We start from the raw sequence: 17,460 nt of genomic DNA on the forward strand, positions 1-17,460 counted from the left end.
GTCCACCATCTCTTTGCTGCCCTTGACATGATAAGGGTTGACTATAACCACCTGGTAGCCCTGTTCCTGTAAAAACCAGGCCAACGGCTTCCAGTAGTGCCCGGTAGGCTCCACACCAATGACTACGCTTGCAGCACCTTCCTTGCTCCGCGCCTCTTCGATCTTGGAGACTAGACGATAAAAGCCCTCTCTGGTATTATGAAAGTGGAACGGCTTAACTACATCGAGCTTCATTTGGTTGTAGACCCTGGCGTAGTGCCGCTTCTTGGCTACGTCAATCCCTACGATAAGGACATTGCCCCGAACTAGAGCCATCTTTTGAGCCTTTACCACTGCTTCTTCGCCTCCTGGTTCGAGGTTTTCTGGACAACCCTAATTTACCAGGAGGCTTTTTTATTGCCAACGCCTACCTAACAGGATTACAGGAATGCTTAAATTGTTTTTAGCGGTAAAAAGGATAACTGCCCTCAATAGCTAGACGGTAGTTTTAAGTTTCTCCTCCATTTTTCCTAGCAGGTGGTCACAAAGCATGGCCAAAACGGCGCTAAGGGTGCAGCCGGTAAGCAGCAACTGGGGCCTCTGCACCGAGATGCCGGTGACAATCAGGTGCCCGAAGCCTCCTGCGCCTATGAAAGTAGCCAGCGTGGCTGTACCCACGTTCACCACCACTGCGGTCCTGATTCCGGCTACGATTATAGGAAAGGCTAAGGGAAGCTCAATCCGGGTAAGTATGCGCCAGGGGCGCATCCCCATGCCCCTTGCCGCCTCCAGAACGCCCGGTGGTATGCTTATAATCCCGGCGTAGGTATTACGCAAGATGGGTAGCAGCGAGTAGAGCCAAAGGGCAAAGAGGGCGGTCTTAAAGCCCAGGCCCAAAACAGTAAAAAAGAGGGCGATTATGGCAATGCTGGGTATGGTTTGACCCAGATTAACCAGGTTCTCCGCTACCACGCCCAGCACCCTTAGCCGAGGCCGGCTACACATAATGCCTAGCGGAATCGCCACAGCTATCGCCAGCAGCGAGGATAGAACTACCATGCCTACATGCTGGCACACGAGGGTGCTTATATGGCCATAAGTGAGCACCCGTGCGGCCATGGCACCGCCGGGGTTTTCAACGAAATAAACGGTAATGGCAACCCCCATACCCACGAATATTAGAGGTGGAAGCCAGGTTCTGATTCGAGCGGGTTTAGGAGCCATTTTCCTTCATCAACTCCAGTAGATAGCCAAAGGTGATGACCCCGCGCAGTTCCCCCTGCTTATTCATCACGACCACGTAACGTTCGCCGCAGCTAAGCATCGTGGATAGAGTATCGTAGAGGGTGGCATCTTCTTCGGCAACGCTCTGCACCGGGGTGGCCAGCTGATCTATAAGACCCTCGCCTTGGTAGAGCAATAATTCCTCCCGGTTAATAACGCCCCTCACGCGGTTCCGGTTATCCACAACCAGGAGCACCGGGAGGGACGAAGATTCCAGTGCCTTCTTGGCCTCCTGCACCGGGGTATCGGGCAGGACGGAGGGGGTGTTATTTCTGCGCACTTCACCGGCCTTCATTAGGTGTAGGCGTTTAAGGGACCGATTACGGCCTACCAGCGCAACCACGAATTCATTGGCCGGGGCACTGAGCAACCGATCTGGTGGATCGTACTGCACCAGTTCTCCCTCACGCATAATCGCAATTCTGTCCCCCATTTTGATGGCCTCGTCGATATCATGGGTAACGAAGATAACGGTCTTGTGGAGCTGCTTTTGCAACGATAAGAATTCGTTCTGCAGGTGGGCACGTGTAATGGGGTCTACCGCGCCAAAGGGTTCGTCCATAAGTAATATAGGCGGGTCCCCGGCCAGGGCGCGGGCCACGCCCACTCTTTGTCTTTGCCCGCCACTTAGGTCGGCCGGCTTGCGGTGGCGGTATTCTGCCGGGTCCAGCCCTACGAGTTCCAACATTTCGTCCACGCGCTCGCGTATTCTCTTTGCTGGCCAACCCTTCTCGCGAGGCACGGTGGCGATATTTTCCGCAATGGTCATATGCGGGAATAGGCCTATTTCCTGAATGACATAGCCTATGTTTTGGCGCAACTCAATGAGATCTAGTTGGGCGACATACTGTCCGTCGATATAAATACGACCCGCAGTAGGTTCAATCAGACGGTTGATCATTTTCATGGTGGTAGTCTTTCCGCACCCGGAAGGCCCCAGTAGGACACATATTTCTCCGCGTGGTACCTCAAAAGTCAGATCCTTCACTGCCGGAACCTGTTGGCCCGGAAATATCTTGGTGACGTTTTCTAGCCTAATCAATTAGCCCCCCTCCTTGTGGAGTAACCCAATCTCTCTCATAAAAGGCGCGACCTGCTTTCTATCCACCTGAGCAACCCGTCGGCAATTATGGCCAAAAGAGAAACGCAGAGGGCGCCGAGCAGCACCAATTGTAGGTTCCACTGAGAAATTCCCCGGAAGATGAATTTGCCCAGGCCCCCGGCTCCCACGTAGGAGACAATAGCGGCAATCCCCACGATCATTACCACCGCCGTGCGGATGCCGGCCAGGATTACGGGCCAGGCCATAGGAAACTTTATCCGCCGGAGTATAGTGCTCTCTCTCATTCCCATGCCGCGCGCCGCTTCGATGATCGCCGGATCGATCTGCTTGATGCCCGTGTACGTATTGCGCACGATGGGTAACAAGGAATAAAGGATTAAGGTAATTACTCCGACCTTGTAGCCAATCCCAAACACCGGTATAAGGAGACCGACCAGCGCAAGGCTAGGTATCGTCATAACCACCTGGCAAGAATAGAGAACGGGGCCGGCCAGAGACCGCCAATAGGTAATCAGTATTCCTAGGGCTACCCCCAGTACTATGGCTGTCGTCACGGCGATGGTTACAATGAGGATATGTTCGCCCGTGAGATCTAGGATTTCGTGCCAGCGAGAGGTCGTGAAGGCCCAGAAGTTCACGTCGACCACCAACTCATTTTAGGAAGGAGTGATGGAGCAGGACCTCTGCGTAATATTCTAGACCAATTTCCATCGGGATGCAACAATCTTAATCATCATAGGCAGAATGGCGGAGGCGCAGTTCGGTTTTTAGCAGGCTCAGAAGTTGGGGGCGGCCGTACGCTGCGCTTCTGGTTACTATGGGAGAAGCGTTACTACTTGCTGCTTAGTGTCGGGAGACCGGGCCGCCGGCGGATATCGTGGGGCCCGGCCGGGCCCGCCAGTTTCTTGAACGGCCGCTCGTCGGATAAGCCAAGTGGTCTCGGCCGGGATCAGTGGACGATTTGGCCCGGAATCCGCAGTGACTGGTAAGACCTTGCATGCAAAGTAGGGCGATTGCTGTACTTTCCCGTGCCTTGTGGACTCAGTGCACCACACCACACCCCCGGAACCCGCGAACCGTTAGGCTGCTTGCGCTCCGGGGGCCGGGTATCCGGCGCAGGACTCGCCTGGGTAACTCGACGTGCACGGGAATTGCCCCTCCTTGGCGGGAGGGGCTTACTCTTGGCCGACATACAGGAGAAAAGTTCCACAGGGCAACCCAGAATTTGTCGCCCGGGCAAACTTTTTCCCGTGTTGGTGCTTCTTATATAATAGAGAAGGCTCCCGCAGGAAAGGGTCGACAAAGGTAGATGTTGCTCCCTTGCTTAAGCGCATCCAGGAAGGTGACGAACGCGCCTTTGAAGTGCTGGTAGACCGGTACGGCAGCCGGTAGTACCCTCCCCCCTCCTTCGCCGCTAAATGCTCCTGTGGAGTCCGAGAAACCCGAGGGTGGATCTGGTTCGGGGTGAGGGGCCGCCAATGAGTCGTCCCCGTAGGGGAACAGGTGGGTTTTGCGCTGCCTGAATTCTTGTGGCGTTTCTAGGGGATCGGGCAAAAACTTTTGCCCGGCGAACCTTTTTCCGGTTTCTGGGCTCTTATATAGTAAGAGTACCAAACAGAGGGGGCAAGTAGCTTTTAATTACGAAATGCGCCGGATGGCTAACGGCACCCCTGAGCCTGAGGAGGAGAGAGCATTGGCCAAGGCCACAAGATACGTGTTGCCGCTTGTGTGTCTCGCTATGGCCCTCCTGTCTCTCGGCGGTTGCTCCGGGCAGGAGAGGGTTACGCTGCCCTTTATCATGTTCTTCTACCGCGACGCGGTTGCCGATGGGGCGCAGGAGGGGGCCGCGTGGCCGATGGAACTGGCGGCCGTGCGCGGATCCTGGGACCTTGGGAATGGGACTGTCGCCCTTGAGGACAAACCCGCGTTTGTGATTGCCACCAAGGAACTGATATTTCCGGTGGTTTGGGACGGGGGAACAAGAATCGTCCTGCCGGTGACACCCGGCTGGAAGCTCGAGCTTCTAGAAACCGCAGCCGGCTCCCGCGTTGAAACCCTCGCCACGCCTCCGGAGGTGTATGGCGGGGTGGTACAGGCTCTGTCCGGGGACGGCGGCATTCTGCTTGCCTACAGGTCGGACCAGCAGACGAACGAGATCCGGGTGGAAATCCGTCCTGAAGGCAAAGAGGAACTAAGGATGCTTGAGCCTCCTTTCCCTTCAGGTTTTCAGCCGGACACCTTAGCACCCTTACTTACCTGGGGGGAGGCAGATGGCTTTCACCTGCTGGCACTCTACGAGGCAGGAGAACACCGGGGACTGCTGCTGGCCGAGGTGCGGGGCCGGGAGGTGAAGTGGCAGGAGGTAGAAGGGATCGGCGACTTAAGCATGGCCGTGCGGAGCCCCTCGGTAGTCAAGGTGGGCGCGAAAGTCTTCACCAGCCACAACCGGGTGCACGTTCTGGATCTAGCCGGAGATGAGTTGGCACTTAGGGAATTTAAGCCGGCCAACGACCTAATACAGAGCGTAGAGGAAGAAGTGGTGGAGGCCACCGACACCGCCGTACAGCCGGACCTGGGCGTCTTCGCCGATGTGCTGGTACTCCGGGTGCCCTCAATAGACGAGAGTTGGGCGTGGGCCTTCCGCGGTGACCGGCGCCTGGGTACCCTCCACATAAACGAGCGAGAGAAGAAGGTTGAGGTCTACCGGGAGAACAAGCTTACGGAAGAGAAGGCCCTTCCGGAAGGGTTGGCTAGGATCTGCTTCCCCAACGGGGGGTGCAGTGGCTGGTAAGACCTCGAACGTGCACGGGAATTGCCCCTCCTCCGTGGAGGGGCTTACCTTTGGTGGAGCCTTGTTCGGGCGACGGGTCTAGGAGGTGAGGCCTGACGCCTCCCCGTAGACAGCATCAAGGAGGGGTACTATGATAGGGATCTCCTTGGCCAGGTTGTTCCAAGCGATCAATATTGTCCTTGCTCTTCTTCCCATCCTGCTCATGGCTATAGTTGTCGCGTACTTATTCAGGCTCGAGAGGCGCTTAAGGACCATAGAGCGCATTCTGGAGAAGAACCAATCAAGCGGTGACCAGGATTAGCTCCGGCGCGCTGGCGCGGTGCACATGTAGGGCCTCACGACTCCCAGTGCAGTACTGTCACTCGCCATGAGAACCAGTGCCAGCGGTTTGGGCGTATAGCCGGGGCGACTTTTGTAAGGGGAGGAATTGGCCGGTACTCCTGAGCCTAAGGAGGAGAGAGCATTGGCCGCGGCCGAGGCGGGGGCGGTGATCTTGGCTCCGCGATGGGAAGGCGGGGGTTGCCCTAGGCGCTGCCGCCGGACCCGCAAGGACCGGATGAAGAGCGGCCGGGCGCGGCGAAGCCTCAAGCGGCCCGCCGGGAGGAGGGGTAAAGGCGGTTTGTGCCTGGATATAGTAGCGGTGGGCCGGGTCCGGGAGCCTTACCTTCGGACCAGGATCGAAGACTACGCCCGGCGCCTGCGGCGCTACGCGCCGCAGGGCCTGGTGGAGGTGTGCGAAGTTCCGCTGCCTCCGGGCCTGGCCCACTGGCGTTATGCGGACGCCCGTTTCTGTAGCGACTCGAGGACGTTCTTGAGAAGCTGGGAGGCATTCAGCAGTTCTATGCCGAGGAGGTTTCCATTCCTGTCTTTTTCCAGCGTGATTCCGGGGTAAATCTCTTCCGCCTCTTCCTCCTGACCCGCATGGCCAATGTACAGAACGTCCACTTCGGGGTCGTAGTGAACCTTCAGGCTCACAGCGTAACCCACCTCCCACTTCGGATACGTTTTTCTTTTTGCCCCTCTTGGAGCGGATGCAGGGTTATCAGGACTATTTTGCCCTGCCTTTGGGCGTACACCAGGGCTACATCTCGCATTCGACCGTGAAAAAACAGCCGCTTTACCGCAACGAGGGTCCCGGTCTGGCTGTCTCTGTAATGTTCTTCCGCTTCCAGGTAAATGCTTTCGGCCAGTTCGTCGGGTATCTGACGAAGCCTTTGTCTTAGGATAAAGTGGTCGGAGAATACAATTTCCAGCACCGGACCCCCGGAGTCATTATATCACGCTTGCCCTTACCTGCACCAAGGAAATGCTGAGAAACTAACGGCTTGGCCTCCGCAAGCACGCGCTCCAGAAGCATCTGGTTATTGAAATCAAACGAACGGTACCCCTTCTGGAGTGTATTATAAGGCAAGGGATAAGAGAAGGCTTATTCGACACCGGTTATCCCCGAGAAATCGTAGAGTTCATGCTCTCACTTTTTACCCTGTTGCTTAATCCCGGGATTCTAGAGTGGCAGGCTGAGGAGCTACGGGCAAAATGCATGGCTTTGGAGGAGTTGTTTGAGCGCGCCCTTGGCGCAAAGCCGGGAAGCCTGAGTTTTCTACGGTCTCTTGAAGGAATGAGAGGACCTTGATGACTGAGAAACGGTGTGGCAAATGTGCCGGAAAGAGACAGCTGGAGGGGCCAGGTTGGCGGTATCTGAACGGCAGGGCGCCCTCTGTGCAAAGGCCGGGACGCTTGGCGTTGACAAGGGGGAGCGGCTTGTCGTAGAATAGGACCAACACGGCGTCAAAACTGGATAGCAAGGCCACTCTTATCCAGAGAGGTGGAGGGACGGGCCCGATGAAACCCGGCAACCTCCGCATCCCCGAGGTGCGGAAGGTGCCAATTCCCGCAGGAGCAATCCTGGGAGATAAGAGGAGGTGGGGAGCACGAAGACCTCTTCTTATCGCGGCAGAAGAGGTCTTTTTGTGCTTCCGGATGCCGCTCGATGGGGGAGAGAGCTCATGAAGAAGACGCACTACCGTTTTGCCACCCTGGCGGTTCATGCCGGGCAGCAGCCGGATCCGGCCACCGGAGCCCGGGCGGTTCCCATTTACCAGACCACCTCCTACGTTTTCCGCGACGCCGAGCACGCGGCCCGGCTATTTGCCCTGGAGGAGCAGGGGAACATTTACACCCGGATGATGAACCCAACCACCGCGGTGTTCGAGGAGCGGGTGGCCGCCCTGGAGGGAGGGGTGGGGGCGCTGGCTACGGCCTCGGGCCATGCCGCCATCACCCTGGCGGTGTGCAATCTGGCCCGGTGCGGGGAGGAAATCGTTTCCTCGCAGTCGCTTTACGGCGGCACCTACAGCCTGTTCCGGTACACTCTTCCCAAACTGGGCATCCGGGTTCGCTTCGTGGACCCCTCGGATCCGGGCAACTTCGCTCGGGCCATCACTCCCGCCACCCGGGCCGTCTACGTGGAAACCATCGGCAACCCCCGGCTCGACGTGCCGGACCTGGCGGGCATCGCCGAGGTGGCCCACGGCGCGGGCGTCCCCCTGATTGTCGACAACACCTTCGCCACCCCTTACCTCTGCCGGCCTCTGGAGCACGGCGCGGACATAGTGGTGCATTCGGCCACCAAGTTCATCGGCGGTCACGGCACCTCCATGGGCGGAATAATCGTGGACGGGGGCCGGTTTGACTGGGGCAACGGCCGCTTCCCCGAGTTTACCGAACCCGACCCGAGCTACCACGGCCTGCGCTATTGGTCCACCTACGGGAAGCGGGCGTACATTGTCAAGGCCAGGCTGCAGCTGCTGCGGGACTTCGGGGCCTGCCTCAGCCCTTTTAACTCCTTCCTGTTCCTGCAGGGGCTGGAGACCCTGCCCCTGCGCATGCAGCGCCACAGCGAGAATGCCCTGACGGTGGCGCAGTATTTGCGGGACCATCCCGCGGCAGCCTGGGTAGCCTATCCGGGTTTGCCCGAACACCCCAGCCACCCGCAGGCGGCCCGCTACCTGGAAAACGGTTACGGCGCCGTGGTTACCTTCGGGATCCGGGGCGGGGTAGAGGCGGGCAGGCGGTTTATGGAGGAACTGCGTTTGTTCTCGCTTCTGGCCAACGTGGGGGACGCGAAGTCTCTGGTCATCCACCCGGCCAGCACCACCCACCAGCAGCTTTCGCCGGAAGATCAGCTGGCGGCCGGGGTAACGCCGGACCTGGTCCGGCTCTCCATCGGTCTGGAGGATGTGGAGGACTTGCTGGAAGACCTTGAGCAGGCTCTAAACCTGGCGACGGGACGGTAATGGCATGGGAGCTCCAGAAGGCGCAGGCCTTGCCCAAACTCATTCTCTGGAAGTGGTGCGGCCTCCGGAGAGCTTTGCCCTGGAGGGCGGGGAGCACCTTTCTCCGGTCACGGTGGCCTATGAGGCCTACGGTGAGCCCAATGCCGAGCGGGACAACGTGATCCTCATCCTGCACGCCCTGACCGGGGACGCCCACGCCGCGGGCAGGCACCATCCGGAGGATCGGCTTCCCGGTTGGTGGGACGGGCTCATCGGGCCGGGAAGGGCCTTTGATACCAACCGTTACTGGGTAATATGCAGCAACATATTGGGAAGCTGCTACGGCACCACCGGTCCGGCCTCGATTAATCCTGCCACCGGTCGGCCCTACGGCATGGGGTTTCCGGTGGTTACGGTGCGGGATATGGTGAGGCTTCAGCGCCTGTTTCTGGAGCGCCTGGGGGTAAAGCGGCTGTTATGCGTTGCCGGAGGCTCGCTGGGCGGAATGCAGGCCCTGGAGTGGCTGGTTACCTATCCCGATTACCTGGATTCGGCCATCCCCATAGCCTGCCCGGCCCAGGTATCTGCCCAGGGTATTGCCCTGAACCTGGTGCAGCGTCTGGCCATCACGCAGGACCCGGCCTGGCAGGACGGCAACTACTACCCCGGTCCCGGGCCACAGCAAGGGCTGGCCCTGGCCCGCATGGTGGGCATCATAACCTATAAGAGCGACGAGTCCTGGCGCCTCAAGTTCGGCCGGACTTTCGCCGGGAGCGTGCCCCGGGACTTCTTCCGTTTCGACAGCCGCTTCGAGGTCGAAAACTACCTCCATTACCAGGGCCGAAAGCTGGTGCAGCGGTTCGACGCCAACTGCTACCTCTACCTCACCAAGGCCATGGACCTGCACGATATCGGCCGGGGGTACGGTTCCTGGGAGGAGGCGCTGGAAAGGGTACAGGCCAAGGTGATGGTGCTGGGGATCAGCTCGGACATACTTTACCCGCCCTACCAGCAGAAGGAGATCGTGCGGGCGCTGCGCAGAAGGGGCAAGGATGCTCGCTACGTGGAGCTGAAATCGCCGTTCGGGCACGACGCTTTTCTGATCGAGTTTGTCAAGATGACCCCCATAATCCGGGGCTTCCTGGCCGAGGTGGAGCGGCAAAGGCGGCAGGACTCGTCCGCCTCCCGGGAGGGGAAGTAGTCCCCGGTCCTTGGGTTATGCATCCCGCCGGCTCCGGGGAAGGGTTGTGGAGCGGGGAGGCGCCCACGAGCGCCACGCGTCAGGTCCTCTTTGCCGGCGAAGAGGGCGGTGCGGGCGGGACCATCTGGGCAGGCAAAGACACGTACTGAAACGGGGTGATGCTGGGTGCGCCAGGTTGCCGCCTGTGTTCCCTGTTACTTGCGGCAGGTTCAGTCCACCTTGGAGGTGGCCGGAGCGGACGAGGACAGCTCCTACCGGGTGTGGCAGGAGGTGCTCCCGGTTATCCTCGCGCTTGACCGAAGCCGCAGCCCGGCGGAGAACAGCAGCGTGGTCCTGCACCGTGCATACGCGGTCCTGGGAGCGGAAGACCCCTTCCGGGCGGCCCGCGCCAAGTCCAATCATGAGGCCTGGGCGTGGCTCCCGTATCTGGAGAAAAGGCGGGCACAGAGCCGCGATCGTCTGCTCTTCGCCCTCGGAGTATCGGTCATGGGGAACATGGTCGACATGGGGATTCTTCCCGGCTACGATCTGGAGGCCAACCTCAGGGAACTGGACGAGTTGGTATTCGCCCGCTTCGACTATCCCGAACTGGCCGAGCGGCTGGCCCGGGCGGAGAAGATTCTGGTGGTGGGGGACAACAGCGGCGAGATAGTCTGGGACCGGCTGCTCCTGGAGGAACTGGGCCGGGGCGGACGAAGGGTGAGCTATGCGGTTAAGGCCGGGCCCATTCTGAACGACGCCACCTGGAGCGATGCCGAGGAGGCCCGGCTGGAGCAAGTGGCCGAGGTGATCGATACCGGCAGCAACTACCTGGGAGTGGTAGAGGAGCGCTGCAGCCCGGCCTTCCTGAGCGCCCTGGCCGCAAGCGACCTGGTGATAGCCAAGGGACAGGCAAACTACGAGACGCTTGAGGGGACACGGCTGGCGGGGGACAAGACCTTCTTCCTGCTCCGGGCCAAGTGCCCGGTGGTGGCCGCCCACCTCCGGGTGCCGCGCCTGGCCGCCGCGCTGGTCCGCAATCGGCCGGAGGCGGGGAGCTAGGCCCGCGGCATGCCCCGGAGCCCTGGGGCCGGGCGGCAGGTGTAACCTAAAGATGACGCGGTCGGTCCTTTTTGAACTCGGTGGTGCTGAACAGAAGGCGGCAGGGGTACCGGGTGCCTACCGACCGGGCCAGTTCTCGGGCCTGGCGCTCGCACTCCTCGCGGGTGGGGCCGTGGATCACGGCGTAGAGGTTATAGGGCCAGTTCGGCGCCGGGCAACGCCGATAGCAGTGGGTTACCGTCGGGAGCGCGGCCAGCCGCCGGCCGGCCGCGTCCACCTCCGGTTCAGGGACCTGCCAAACCACCATGGCGTTGGCCGTCAGGCCGATATTTCTGGGGTTGATAATCACCCCGAGGCGGCGGAGGATACCCCGCTCCTGCAGGTTTCTCAGGCAGGTCAGCAGCTTCTCCTCGGTAAGGCCCAGCCGACGGGCTGCGGCAAGAAAAGGTTTGGCCTCCAGGGCCAGGTCGTCCTGGAGCAGACGCACGATCTCCTTTTCCGCTTCCGAAAGTGAACGACCCCCCTCTGGAGTTTCCGGACCAAAAACGGCCGTTTCCCGGCTGCGGTCCTCGGAGTCGCCGGTACCGGCCGCGGTTTGCGCGGCCTCCACGTCAAAACGCAGCCGGATCTTGAAGCGGCGCACGGTGGGAAGCTCCAGGATCTCTTCGACTCCGGTCTGCCGTCTTATCTCGTTCAGGGTGCGGAGGAGTTCGTCCCGGCTAGGGGCGGTCAGGGTGAACCAGAGATTGTACTGCTCATGATCCCGGCGGTAGTTGTGGGTTACGCCCGGAAAGGAGTTGATCGCTCCCGCTATTTCCGGCAGCCGCTCCTCGGGCGCCCTGAGGGCACATAGGGTACCGGCGTAACCCATAGCCTGAAGGTCGAGCACCGGCCCTATTCGCCGGATGGAACCGGCCTCCTTCAGCCTCCTGAGCCGGAACAGGACTTCCTCCTCGGTCAGGCCGAGCTGCCGGGCCAAATCCAGGTACGGGCGGCGGGAAAGGGGAAACGCCTCCTGGACCAGGTTCAGGAGTTGCCTATCCGTGGCGTCCAAACTGGTCCCCCTTTCCCCTTGCGTAGGTGCACCAGGGATCCTCCCCCAGGTAGTCGCCGTGATAGGCGTAGGCCCTGGCGCGGCAGCCCCCGCAGACCCGGCGGTACCGGCAGGTGCCGCAGGCTCCCCGGTATTCCTGGGCCCGCAAGCGTGCCAGCACGTTGTTCTCCGCCCAAAGCCGGTCCAGCGGTACGTCCCGCACGTTACCCAGCCTGAGGTCCAGGTAGGCGCAGGGCTGCACGTTTCCGCGGGGATCTACCAGACAGTAGCTTGTGCCCGCGAGGCAGCCCCGGCGGTAGGGCAGGGTCAACTGCCTTTCCCGGGCCAGACGCATGAACTGCGGGGCGCAGGTGGGCTTGAGCTCGATGGGGCATGAGGGCACGCGGTCCAGCACGGTAGCAAGAGTAGGCTCGTAGTCTTGGGGCTTCAGACCCCCGTCCGCCAGACCCGCGGCCCGGCCGGTAGGCACCGGGAAAAACAGGTGGTGCGCCTTGGCTCCCAGGGCCACGGCCATCTCGGTAAGCGCGCCCAGTTCTCCTCGGTTCCAGTCGAACACCGTGGTATGGACCTGGAAGGGCAGGCCTGCCTCCCGGCAGGCCTCCATGCCGTTGACGGCGAGGCGCCAGGCGCCCTGCATTCCCCGCAGCCGGTCGTGGGCCTCGGAGCCGCAGCTGTCCAGAGAGATACCCGCGGCTGCCACCCCGGCCCGGAGCAGTTCCCGGGCCAGGGCAGGGGTCAATAAAGTGCCGTTAGTCCCCAGCACCACCCTGAGGCCCTGGCCGGCGGCGAAGGCGACCAGTTCGGGCAGGTCCGGCCGCAGAAGGGGTTCCCCGCCGCTGAAGATGAAGAGTCGAAACCCGGCGCGTGCTGCCCCGGCGATGAGGTCCTTGGCCTCGGCGGTAGAGAGCTCTTCCTGCGCCCGGGCGCCGGCGTCGCGGTAGCAGTGGGCGCAGTAGAGGTTGCACTGGTTGGTGGTATTCCAGGAAATGAGCACCGCCCTCACCCCTCCCGGCGGACCGGTGCGCCCTGCGTCCTTTCCGGCGAATTATAACCGGTTCTGCACACTTTCGGAACCGCCTGTTTCTGCCTCCGTAAGGTAACAGGCGGGGTCGGGAGCCCAAAAATCACCGGTCAGGGCTTCCGCACGCGCCCGGCAGTTGCCGTTACAGATCTCGAGCCAGATGCACTCCTGACACCGGCCCTTCAGGTAGCGCCGGCGATCGCGGAGGGCGGCCAGCAGGGGATGCTCGGCCTGGGTCCAGATTCGAGCAAAACCCTCCCGGCGTACGTCGCCCACGGTATGGTGCAGGGTGAACTGGTCGGGGTGCACCTTGCCTTCCCAGTCGATGGCGGCTATGGCCACGCCGCTGCGGTTGCCCCCGTTCCGGTGTAGGAGTTCCAGCGCCTCGGCCGCCCGGCTGGGGTCCCGGGCGCGGAGACGAAGGTAGACGAAGGGGCCGTCGGCGTGATTGTCTACGGTCAGAACTTCGATGCGCCTCTGCTCCCGGTCCCAAGCGTAGACCCGGGAGATCAGCAGGTCGAGCACTTCCCGCTTCTGCTCGACGGCAAGGTCCTGATCCGCCAACTCCCGCCCCCGACCGCTGTATACCAGGTGGTAGATGCAGATCCGGGAGATGCGTTCCTGCTCCGCCAGGTCAAGGATTGCCGGCAGTTGGTCCAGGTTGTTCCGCGTGAGGGTGAGGCGAAGCCCGGAGCGCAGCCCGACCTCGCGGCAGTGTCGAAAGGCCTCGAGGGCGGCGGCAAAGGCGCCCGGACGGCCCCGGAGGAGGTCGTGCCGATCCTCCAGCCCGTCCAGGCTAATGCCGACGTAACTGACCCCCAGGCGCCTGAGATCGTCGGCTACCTCACGCCCGATAAGGGTGCCGTTGGTAGAGAGAACCACCCGCAGCCCGTGACCTGCCGCATGACCGATCAGATCAAAGATGTCGGGCCGCAGCAGGGGCTCGCCCCCGGAAAGCAGGAGGGCCGGGACCCGGAATCCGGCCAGATCGTCGATCAGGGCCCTGGACTCCGTGGTAGTCAGCTCCGCCGGTGACGGCCGGGGGTCGGCGGCGGCGTAGCAGTGGCCGCAGCGGAGGTTGCACGCCCGGGTACAGTTCCATACTACCACCGGACCCGTATCCCTTCGGGCGCCCGAGGAAGCGCCGCGCGTTGCCGGGTCGTAGCGCAGCCCGTCCCCGTAATAGCCGTGGTCGCAAAGAAGCTTGCTCAGACTAAGCAAATGTGGATCGCCCACCTTGGATCAGTTCTCGCCAGGCCCCGTCTCCGGCAAGGGGGCAATGTATTCGGGGGAGCACCCTGCCAGCCTGAAGGGCCAGGACCGGGGGCCGGGACGTTTGACGCCTAGGTCAGGGGTTCCACGAAGACCCGCATCCTGCCGCCGCAAATCATGCCTTCCCTTTCGGCCTGCTCGCCCGTCAGGTCGAATTCCAGGAGTCTGGAGCTGCTGCCGCCTGCTATTTCCAGGGCCTCCCTGAGGGCACGGGCTTCTGCCGTCCCGCCGCCGATGGTGCCCGCGGCCTGGCCGTCGCCCAGCACCAGCATGCGGGCTCCGGCTCCGCGGGGTGTGGACCCTTCTGCCTGCACCACCGTGACCACGGCGGCCGGGGAGGGAGAGGCCACAACCTTTTCCAGCCAGCCAGCGTCCAGGCGCTCCCCTTGGAAGCGGCTGTTGACGGCGATTATCTGGGCCGCAATGCTTACCGCGATCTCTTCCGGGGTGCGGGCGCCGATATCCAGCCCTATGGGCGCGCATACCCTGGCCAGTTCTTCCTCGGCTATGCCCTCTCTTCTCAGGCTTTCGAATATGGCCTCTACCTTAGGGTGACTGCCGATCATGCCCAGGTAGGCGACCGGGCGGCTCACGACCGCCCGCAGGCAGGCGTAGTCGTGGCGGTGGCCCCGGGTGACGATGACCACGAAGCTGCGTTGGTGAAGGGGGTAATCCGCCAGCACCTCCTCGAATCCTCCGCAGATCACCCGGCAGCCGGGGAAACGTTCGGCGGTCGCGAACTCGGGCCGGTCGTCCACCACCGTGGTGGGGTAGCGAAGGACAGCCAGGATTCTGGCCAGGGCTAGGCCCACGTGGCCTCCGCCCAGGATGAGCACCTCGGGATGGGGTTCTACCGGTTCGGCGTAGACCAAACCCAGGCCCTCGACCTGCTCCAGGCCGGGAGCCTGCGGCCGGCGGGATGTCAGCCAGCGCGCGAGTTCCTGCTCCTCGTACGTCGGCTGGTCGGGCCAGCGCAGGCGGCCTTCGGCATCGCAGTAAACCCTTCTGTATAGCAGGCCGGGGGAGTCCGAGGCCACCACTATCGCCGTAGCGCCCCCTCTTCCTTCCTTGAGGCCCTCCAGCAGGCAGCTGTAGAATTCGCGCATCTTCAACCACCGTCCCCTTCTGACCGTCCGACCATTACCTTCGACCAAGGAATCGGTAATACCTTCTTTCGCTGAGTTTTAGATTGGCGGGCGGTACCGGGTGCTTCCCTGAGTACATTGACACCTTGCCGGGTGCCGAACTTGGCGAGAGCGAGCGTGGAGGCGGGCCGGAGGCTGGTCACTTTTGGGGCGGATTCACCCAGAGAAGATGGCAGACGGCCTCCAGGACCCCTCCGGCCACGGCGCGCGCCTTATCGGAGATGGTGAAGCAGTATTCCGGCCGCCCCCTGGGGTCCACGTCGCCGGCCTTCTGCCCCGGCCTTACCTGCAGTCCCGGCCGGAGCAGGCCCCTGACTACGCCGGAGATGCGGGTCTTCACCGGCACCCCCTCCACGTAGGCGACCACCTGGCCGGCAGAGACCTGCTGGCCGATGTGGGCCACCGGCTCCCAGCGACCCGCCGTACCGGGGGGCACGCGCACGACGCGTTCCTCGGTGTATCCGGAGATCTCCCCCGGTATACCGGTGTTCGGTGCCGCCGCGCCTTCGTAGATTACCCGGCCCAAATCGTGGCCGCGCTGGGTTTCCACCACCGCGTCTACGTCCACACCCGCGGTAAACCCGGGCCCCACCCCGATAACCGCCGGAGCCAGATTGCGGTGGGTACCGAGGTTTTTCTTGACCATGGTAGCGTCAACCAGCACCGTCGGCGCCACCACGGCCAGGCAGCGGGCCCAAGGGTCTACCAGGACCGGAACCGCACTTTCGGCCCACACCTCCCGGGCCGCCTCCGGCTCCTCGATTCTGACCCCCCGCATCCCCTCCACGGCAACTTCGCCCTCGTATACCGCCTCGGCCAGGGCTACGGTTCGCCGGATCACGGTGGGACGGGAGAGTTCGAGCATGAGAACGCGAAAACCGCTGCGCCAGAGGCGGTGGGCAATGCCGGTGGCCAGGTCTCCCGCGCCTCGGATTATCACTGTTTCCGACCTCACAACCCGCGTATTCCTCCCATCACTCCGGAGCCTGCTCCGGTGGGGCGATCCTTCGCCGCACTGCTTCCAGGTCTTCAGGCGAGTCTACGTCCAGGTATACGCCCTCGTCCTCCACGGGTACGGCCAGGCCATTCGATCGCAGCTCCCGGGCTCCTCGGTCACCGGTAAGGCTATACAGGTCGGGAAAGCGACGGCGGTCGACCAGCACGGGGTGCCCGGGGCGGCCGGCACAGGTGGGGTAGACTGCTTCCGCCCCGGTGCGGCCGTAGGCCGCCAGGATCGCCTCGACGGTATCCCGCCGCACCAGGGGGACGTCGCCCAAGAAGACCAGGACCGCCCGGGTTTCCGGGGGCAGGACGGCCAGACCGGCCTTAAGGGAGGCAGAGAGCCCCTCCCGGTAGCGGGAATTGGTCAGGCGAACCACCGGCCGATCGCCCAGGGCCCGGGCTGCCTCGTCCGCCCGGTGTCCCAGGACCACTACCACCGGCTCCAGCGGGCAGGCCAGGACGGTGTCCACTACCCGCTCTAGAACCGTCTTGCCACCCAGAGGGTATAGCAGCTTATTTCCTCCGAAGCGGCGGGAAAGGCCGGCGGCCAGCACCAAGGCCCCCACTCCCAGCGGTCCGGAACCGGTCCACACCTCCGGTGCCTCGTCTTCGCGGACCTGCCCCAAAACGCACCTTTCCGCCCCCGCAGGCAACAAGAGACGCGCCGCCAGGCGGGCTGCCGCCAGGCCTTCCTGCCGCGGCCGGTTGAGCCAGACCGCCAACCGGCCGCCGGGAGCCTGGTTCCGGGCCCGGCGCAGGGCTTCGGTCAGGGCTGCGACCAGGTGGCGGACCTGCACCGGCTCTCCGAGTCTGGCCTCCGCAATTGCCGCCACCTTCTCCGGCCGGTGAACCCACGGGTCTTCAAGCGGCCGGCCCAAGACCTCCAGGCCGGCCAGGGCCAGCACCAGGCGGGTGGATGGGGGCACCACCGGCTCGTGGGGGGCGTAGCCCTTCAGCAACCTGCCTGCCGCACCGTCGGCCTCCACCAGCACCCAGGCGCGGGGGAGGTGGGCGGTTAGAGCGTCCACCTCGTCCGGGGTGAGGCCTACTACCTTGCCCCCGCGCAGGCCCCGGGCCACGAACAGGCGCTTCCCGGCGCCGATCCCGTCAATCGCCGCCCTGACGCCCCGGGGATCGTCCCCGGTGTAGATTACCCGGTCGGCCTGGTCGGGAAGGGGAGGATACATTCGGGTAGTGGTGGTCAGCACCACCGCCTCGCCCCCGGCGGCCAGCTCCCGCCCCAGTCGGTAGACCAGGGTGGTCTTGCCGCCGGCGCCGATCAGGGCAGTCACCCCGGGTTCATTGAGAGCCAGCACTTCACGCAGCATGATA

Annotated in this window: 16 protein-coding genes, 1 pseudogene and 1 riboswitch; of the genes and pseudogenes, 5 read left to right on the forward strand and 12 right to left on the reverse strand. The window is 62.7% G+C overall.

All coding sequences use genetic code 11. From position 1 onward, the window contains the following. The 4 genes from NUV99_01170 to NUV99_01185 all read right to left on the reverse strand — a co-directional run. On the reverse strand, positions 1–333 hold a 333-nt coding region (locus NUV99_01170; GenBank protein MCR4418751.1), incomplete at its 3' end, for an IS110 family transposase. Positions 334–474: 141 nt separating this feature from the next. Beyond that, positions 475–1,146: an ABC transporter permease gene (locus NUV99_01175; GenBank protein ID MCR4418752.1), complete on the reverse strand. Its 672-nt coding sequence runs from the start codon at positions 1,144–1,146 to the stop codon at positions 475–477. A 46-nt stretch (positions 1,147–1,192) separates the two neighbouring features. After that, positions 1,193–2,305, reverse strand: a complete 1,113-nt coding sequence (locus NUV99_01180) for a betaine/proline/choline family ABC transporter ATP-binding protein (protein ID MCR4418753.1) — start codon at positions 2,303–2,305, stop codon at positions 1,193–1,195. A gap of 35 nt (positions 2,306–2,340) precedes the next feature. Continuing rightward, positions 2,341–2,964, reverse strand: coding sequence for an ABC transporter permease (locus NUV99_01185; protein ID MCR4418754.1), 624 nt, complete (start codon positions 2,962–2,964; stop codon positions 2,341–2,343). Positions 2,965–4,019: 1,055 nt separating this feature from the next. On the opposite strand from NUV99_01185, the gene NUV99_01190 reads away from it, so the two are divergent. Together NUV99_01190 and NUV99_01195 are read left to right on the forward strand one after the other, a co-directional pair. After that, positions 4,020–5,117: a hypothetical protein gene (locus NUV99_01190; protein ID MCR4418755.1), complete on the forward strand. Its 1,098-nt coding sequence runs from the start codon at positions 4,020–4,022 to the stop codon at positions 5,115–5,117. 619 nt (positions 5,118–5,736) lie between these two features. Further along, positions 5,737–5,850, forward strand: a pseudogene (locus tag NUV99_01195) (23S rRNA (pseudouridine(1915)-N(3))-methyltransferase RlmH). Between the two features lie 38 nt (positions 5,851–5,888). Here NUV99_01195 and NUV99_01200 read toward each other — a convergent pair. Beyond that, entirely contained in the window at positions 5,889–6,092 is a 204-nt protein-coding gene (locus NUV99_01200; protein ID MCR4418756.1) for a DUF2283 domain-containing protein, read from the reverse strand. Next, positions 6,089–6,373, reverse strand: a complete 285-nt coding sequence (locus NUV99_01205; protein ID MCR4418757.1) for a hypothetical protein — start codon at positions 6,371–6,373, stop codon at positions 6,089–6,091. Before NUV99_01205 ends, NUV99_01200 begins: the two co-directional genes overlap by 4 nt. 554 nt (positions 6,374–6,927) lie before the next feature. Next, positions 6,928–7,036, forward strand: a riboswitch (SAM riboswitch). 87 nt (positions 7,037–7,123) lie between these two features. Here NUV99_01205 and NUV99_01210 point away from each other — a divergent pair. The 3 genes from NUV99_01210 to NUV99_01220 all read left to right on the forward strand — a co-directional run bounded on the left by NUV99_01210 (position 7,124) and on the right by NUV99_01220 (position 10,634). Continuing rightward, the gene (locus tag NUV99_01210) at positions 7,124–8,413 is read left to right on the forward strand and encodes a homocysteine synthase (GenBank protein ID MCR4418758.1); all 1,290 of its coding nucleotides are present in this window, start codon (positions 7,124–7,126) and stop codon (positions 8,411–8,413) included. A gap of 4 nt (positions 8,414–8,417) precedes the next feature. Then, on the forward strand, positions 8,418–9,593 hold the full coding sequence (locus NUV99_01215; protein ID MCR4418759.1) for a homoserine O-acetyltransferase: 1,176 nt from the start codon (positions 8,418–8,420) through the stop codon (positions 9,591–9,593). 165 nt (positions 9,594–9,758) lie between these two features. After that, positions 9,759–10,634 carry an ARMT1-like domain-containing protein gene (locus NUV99_01220; GenBank protein MCR4418760.1) on the forward strand — a complete coding sequence of 292 codons (876 nt, stop codon included), beginning with the start codon at positions 9,759–9,761 and terminating at the stop codon, positions 10,632–10,634. A gap of 46 nt (positions 10,635–10,680) precedes the next feature. Here NUV99_01220 and NUV99_01225 read toward each other — a convergent pair whose 3' ends face one another. From NUV99_01225 to yqeC, 6 genes are all read right to left on the reverse strand, one after another. Continuing rightward, positions 10,681–11,688, reverse strand: coding sequence for an AsnC family transcriptional regulator (locus tag NUV99_01225; GenBank protein MCR4418761.1), 1,008 nt, complete (start codon positions 11,686–11,688; stop codon positions 10,681–10,683). Further along, complete coding sequence (locus tag NUV99_01230) at positions 11,672–12,682, reverse strand: radical SAM protein (protein ID MCR4418762.1); 1,011 nt, start codon at positions 12,680–12,682, stop codon at positions 11,672–11,674. Before NUV99_01230 ends, NUV99_01225 begins: the two co-directional genes overlap by 17 nt. Before the next feature lie 51 nt (positions 12,683–12,733). Further along, positions 12,734–13,930, reverse strand: a complete 1,197-nt coding sequence (locus NUV99_01235; protein ID MCR4418763.1) for a radical SAM protein — start codon at positions 13,928–13,930, stop codon at positions 12,734–12,736. 122 nt (positions 13,931–14,052) lie between these two features. Then, entirely contained in the window at positions 14,053–15,087 is a 1,035-nt protein-coding gene (locus tag NUV99_01240) for an XdhC family protein (GenBank protein MCR4418764.1), read from the reverse strand. A 178-nt stretch (positions 15,088–15,265) separates the two neighbouring features. Then, positions 15,266–16,081: a selenium-dependent molybdenum cofactor biosynthesis protein YqeB gene (gene yqeB / locus NUV99_01245; protein MCR4418765.1), complete on the reverse strand. Its 816-nt coding sequence runs from the start codon at positions 16,079–16,081 to the stop codon at positions 15,266–15,268. A gap of 19 nt (positions 16,082–16,100) precedes the next feature. Then, positions 16,101–17,456, reverse strand: a complete 1,356-nt coding sequence (yqeC, locus tag NUV99_01250) for a selenium cofactor biosynthesis protein YqeC (GenBank protein MCR4418766.1) — start codon at positions 17,454–17,456, stop codon at positions 16,101–16,103. Between the last annotated feature and the right edge of the window lie 4 nt (positions 17,457–17,460).

This window comes from Clostridia bacterium (assembly GCA_024653205.1).
Classification (GTDB): domain Bacteria; phylum Bacillota; class DSM-521; order Neomoorellales; family SLTJ01; genus JANLFO01.

What these genes read in the sequence shown, in the direction of transcription:
- NUV99_01175 (MCR4418752.1), bottom strand. Translation starts at nt 1,146, where the DNA reads ATGGGGGTTGCCATTACCGTTTATTTCGTTGAAAACCCCGGCGGTGCC.
- NUV99_01210 (MCR4418758.1), top strand. Translation starts at nt 7,124, where the DNA reads ATGAAGAAGACGCACTACCGTTTTGCCACCCTGGCGGTTCATGCCGGG.
- NUV99_01215 (MCR4418759.1), top strand. Translation starts at nt 8,418, where the DNA reads ATGGGAGCTCCAGAAGGCGCAGGCCTTGCCCAAACTCATTCTCTGGAA.
- NUV99_01240 (MCR4418764.1), bottom strand. Translation starts at nt 15,087, where the DNA reads ATGCGCGAATTCTACAGCTGCCTGCTGGAGGGCCTCAAGGAAGGAAGA.
- yqeC (MCR4418766.1), bottom strand. Translation starts at nt 17,456, where the DNA reads ATGCTGCGTGAAGTGCTGGCTCTCAATGAACCCGGGGTGACTGCCCTG.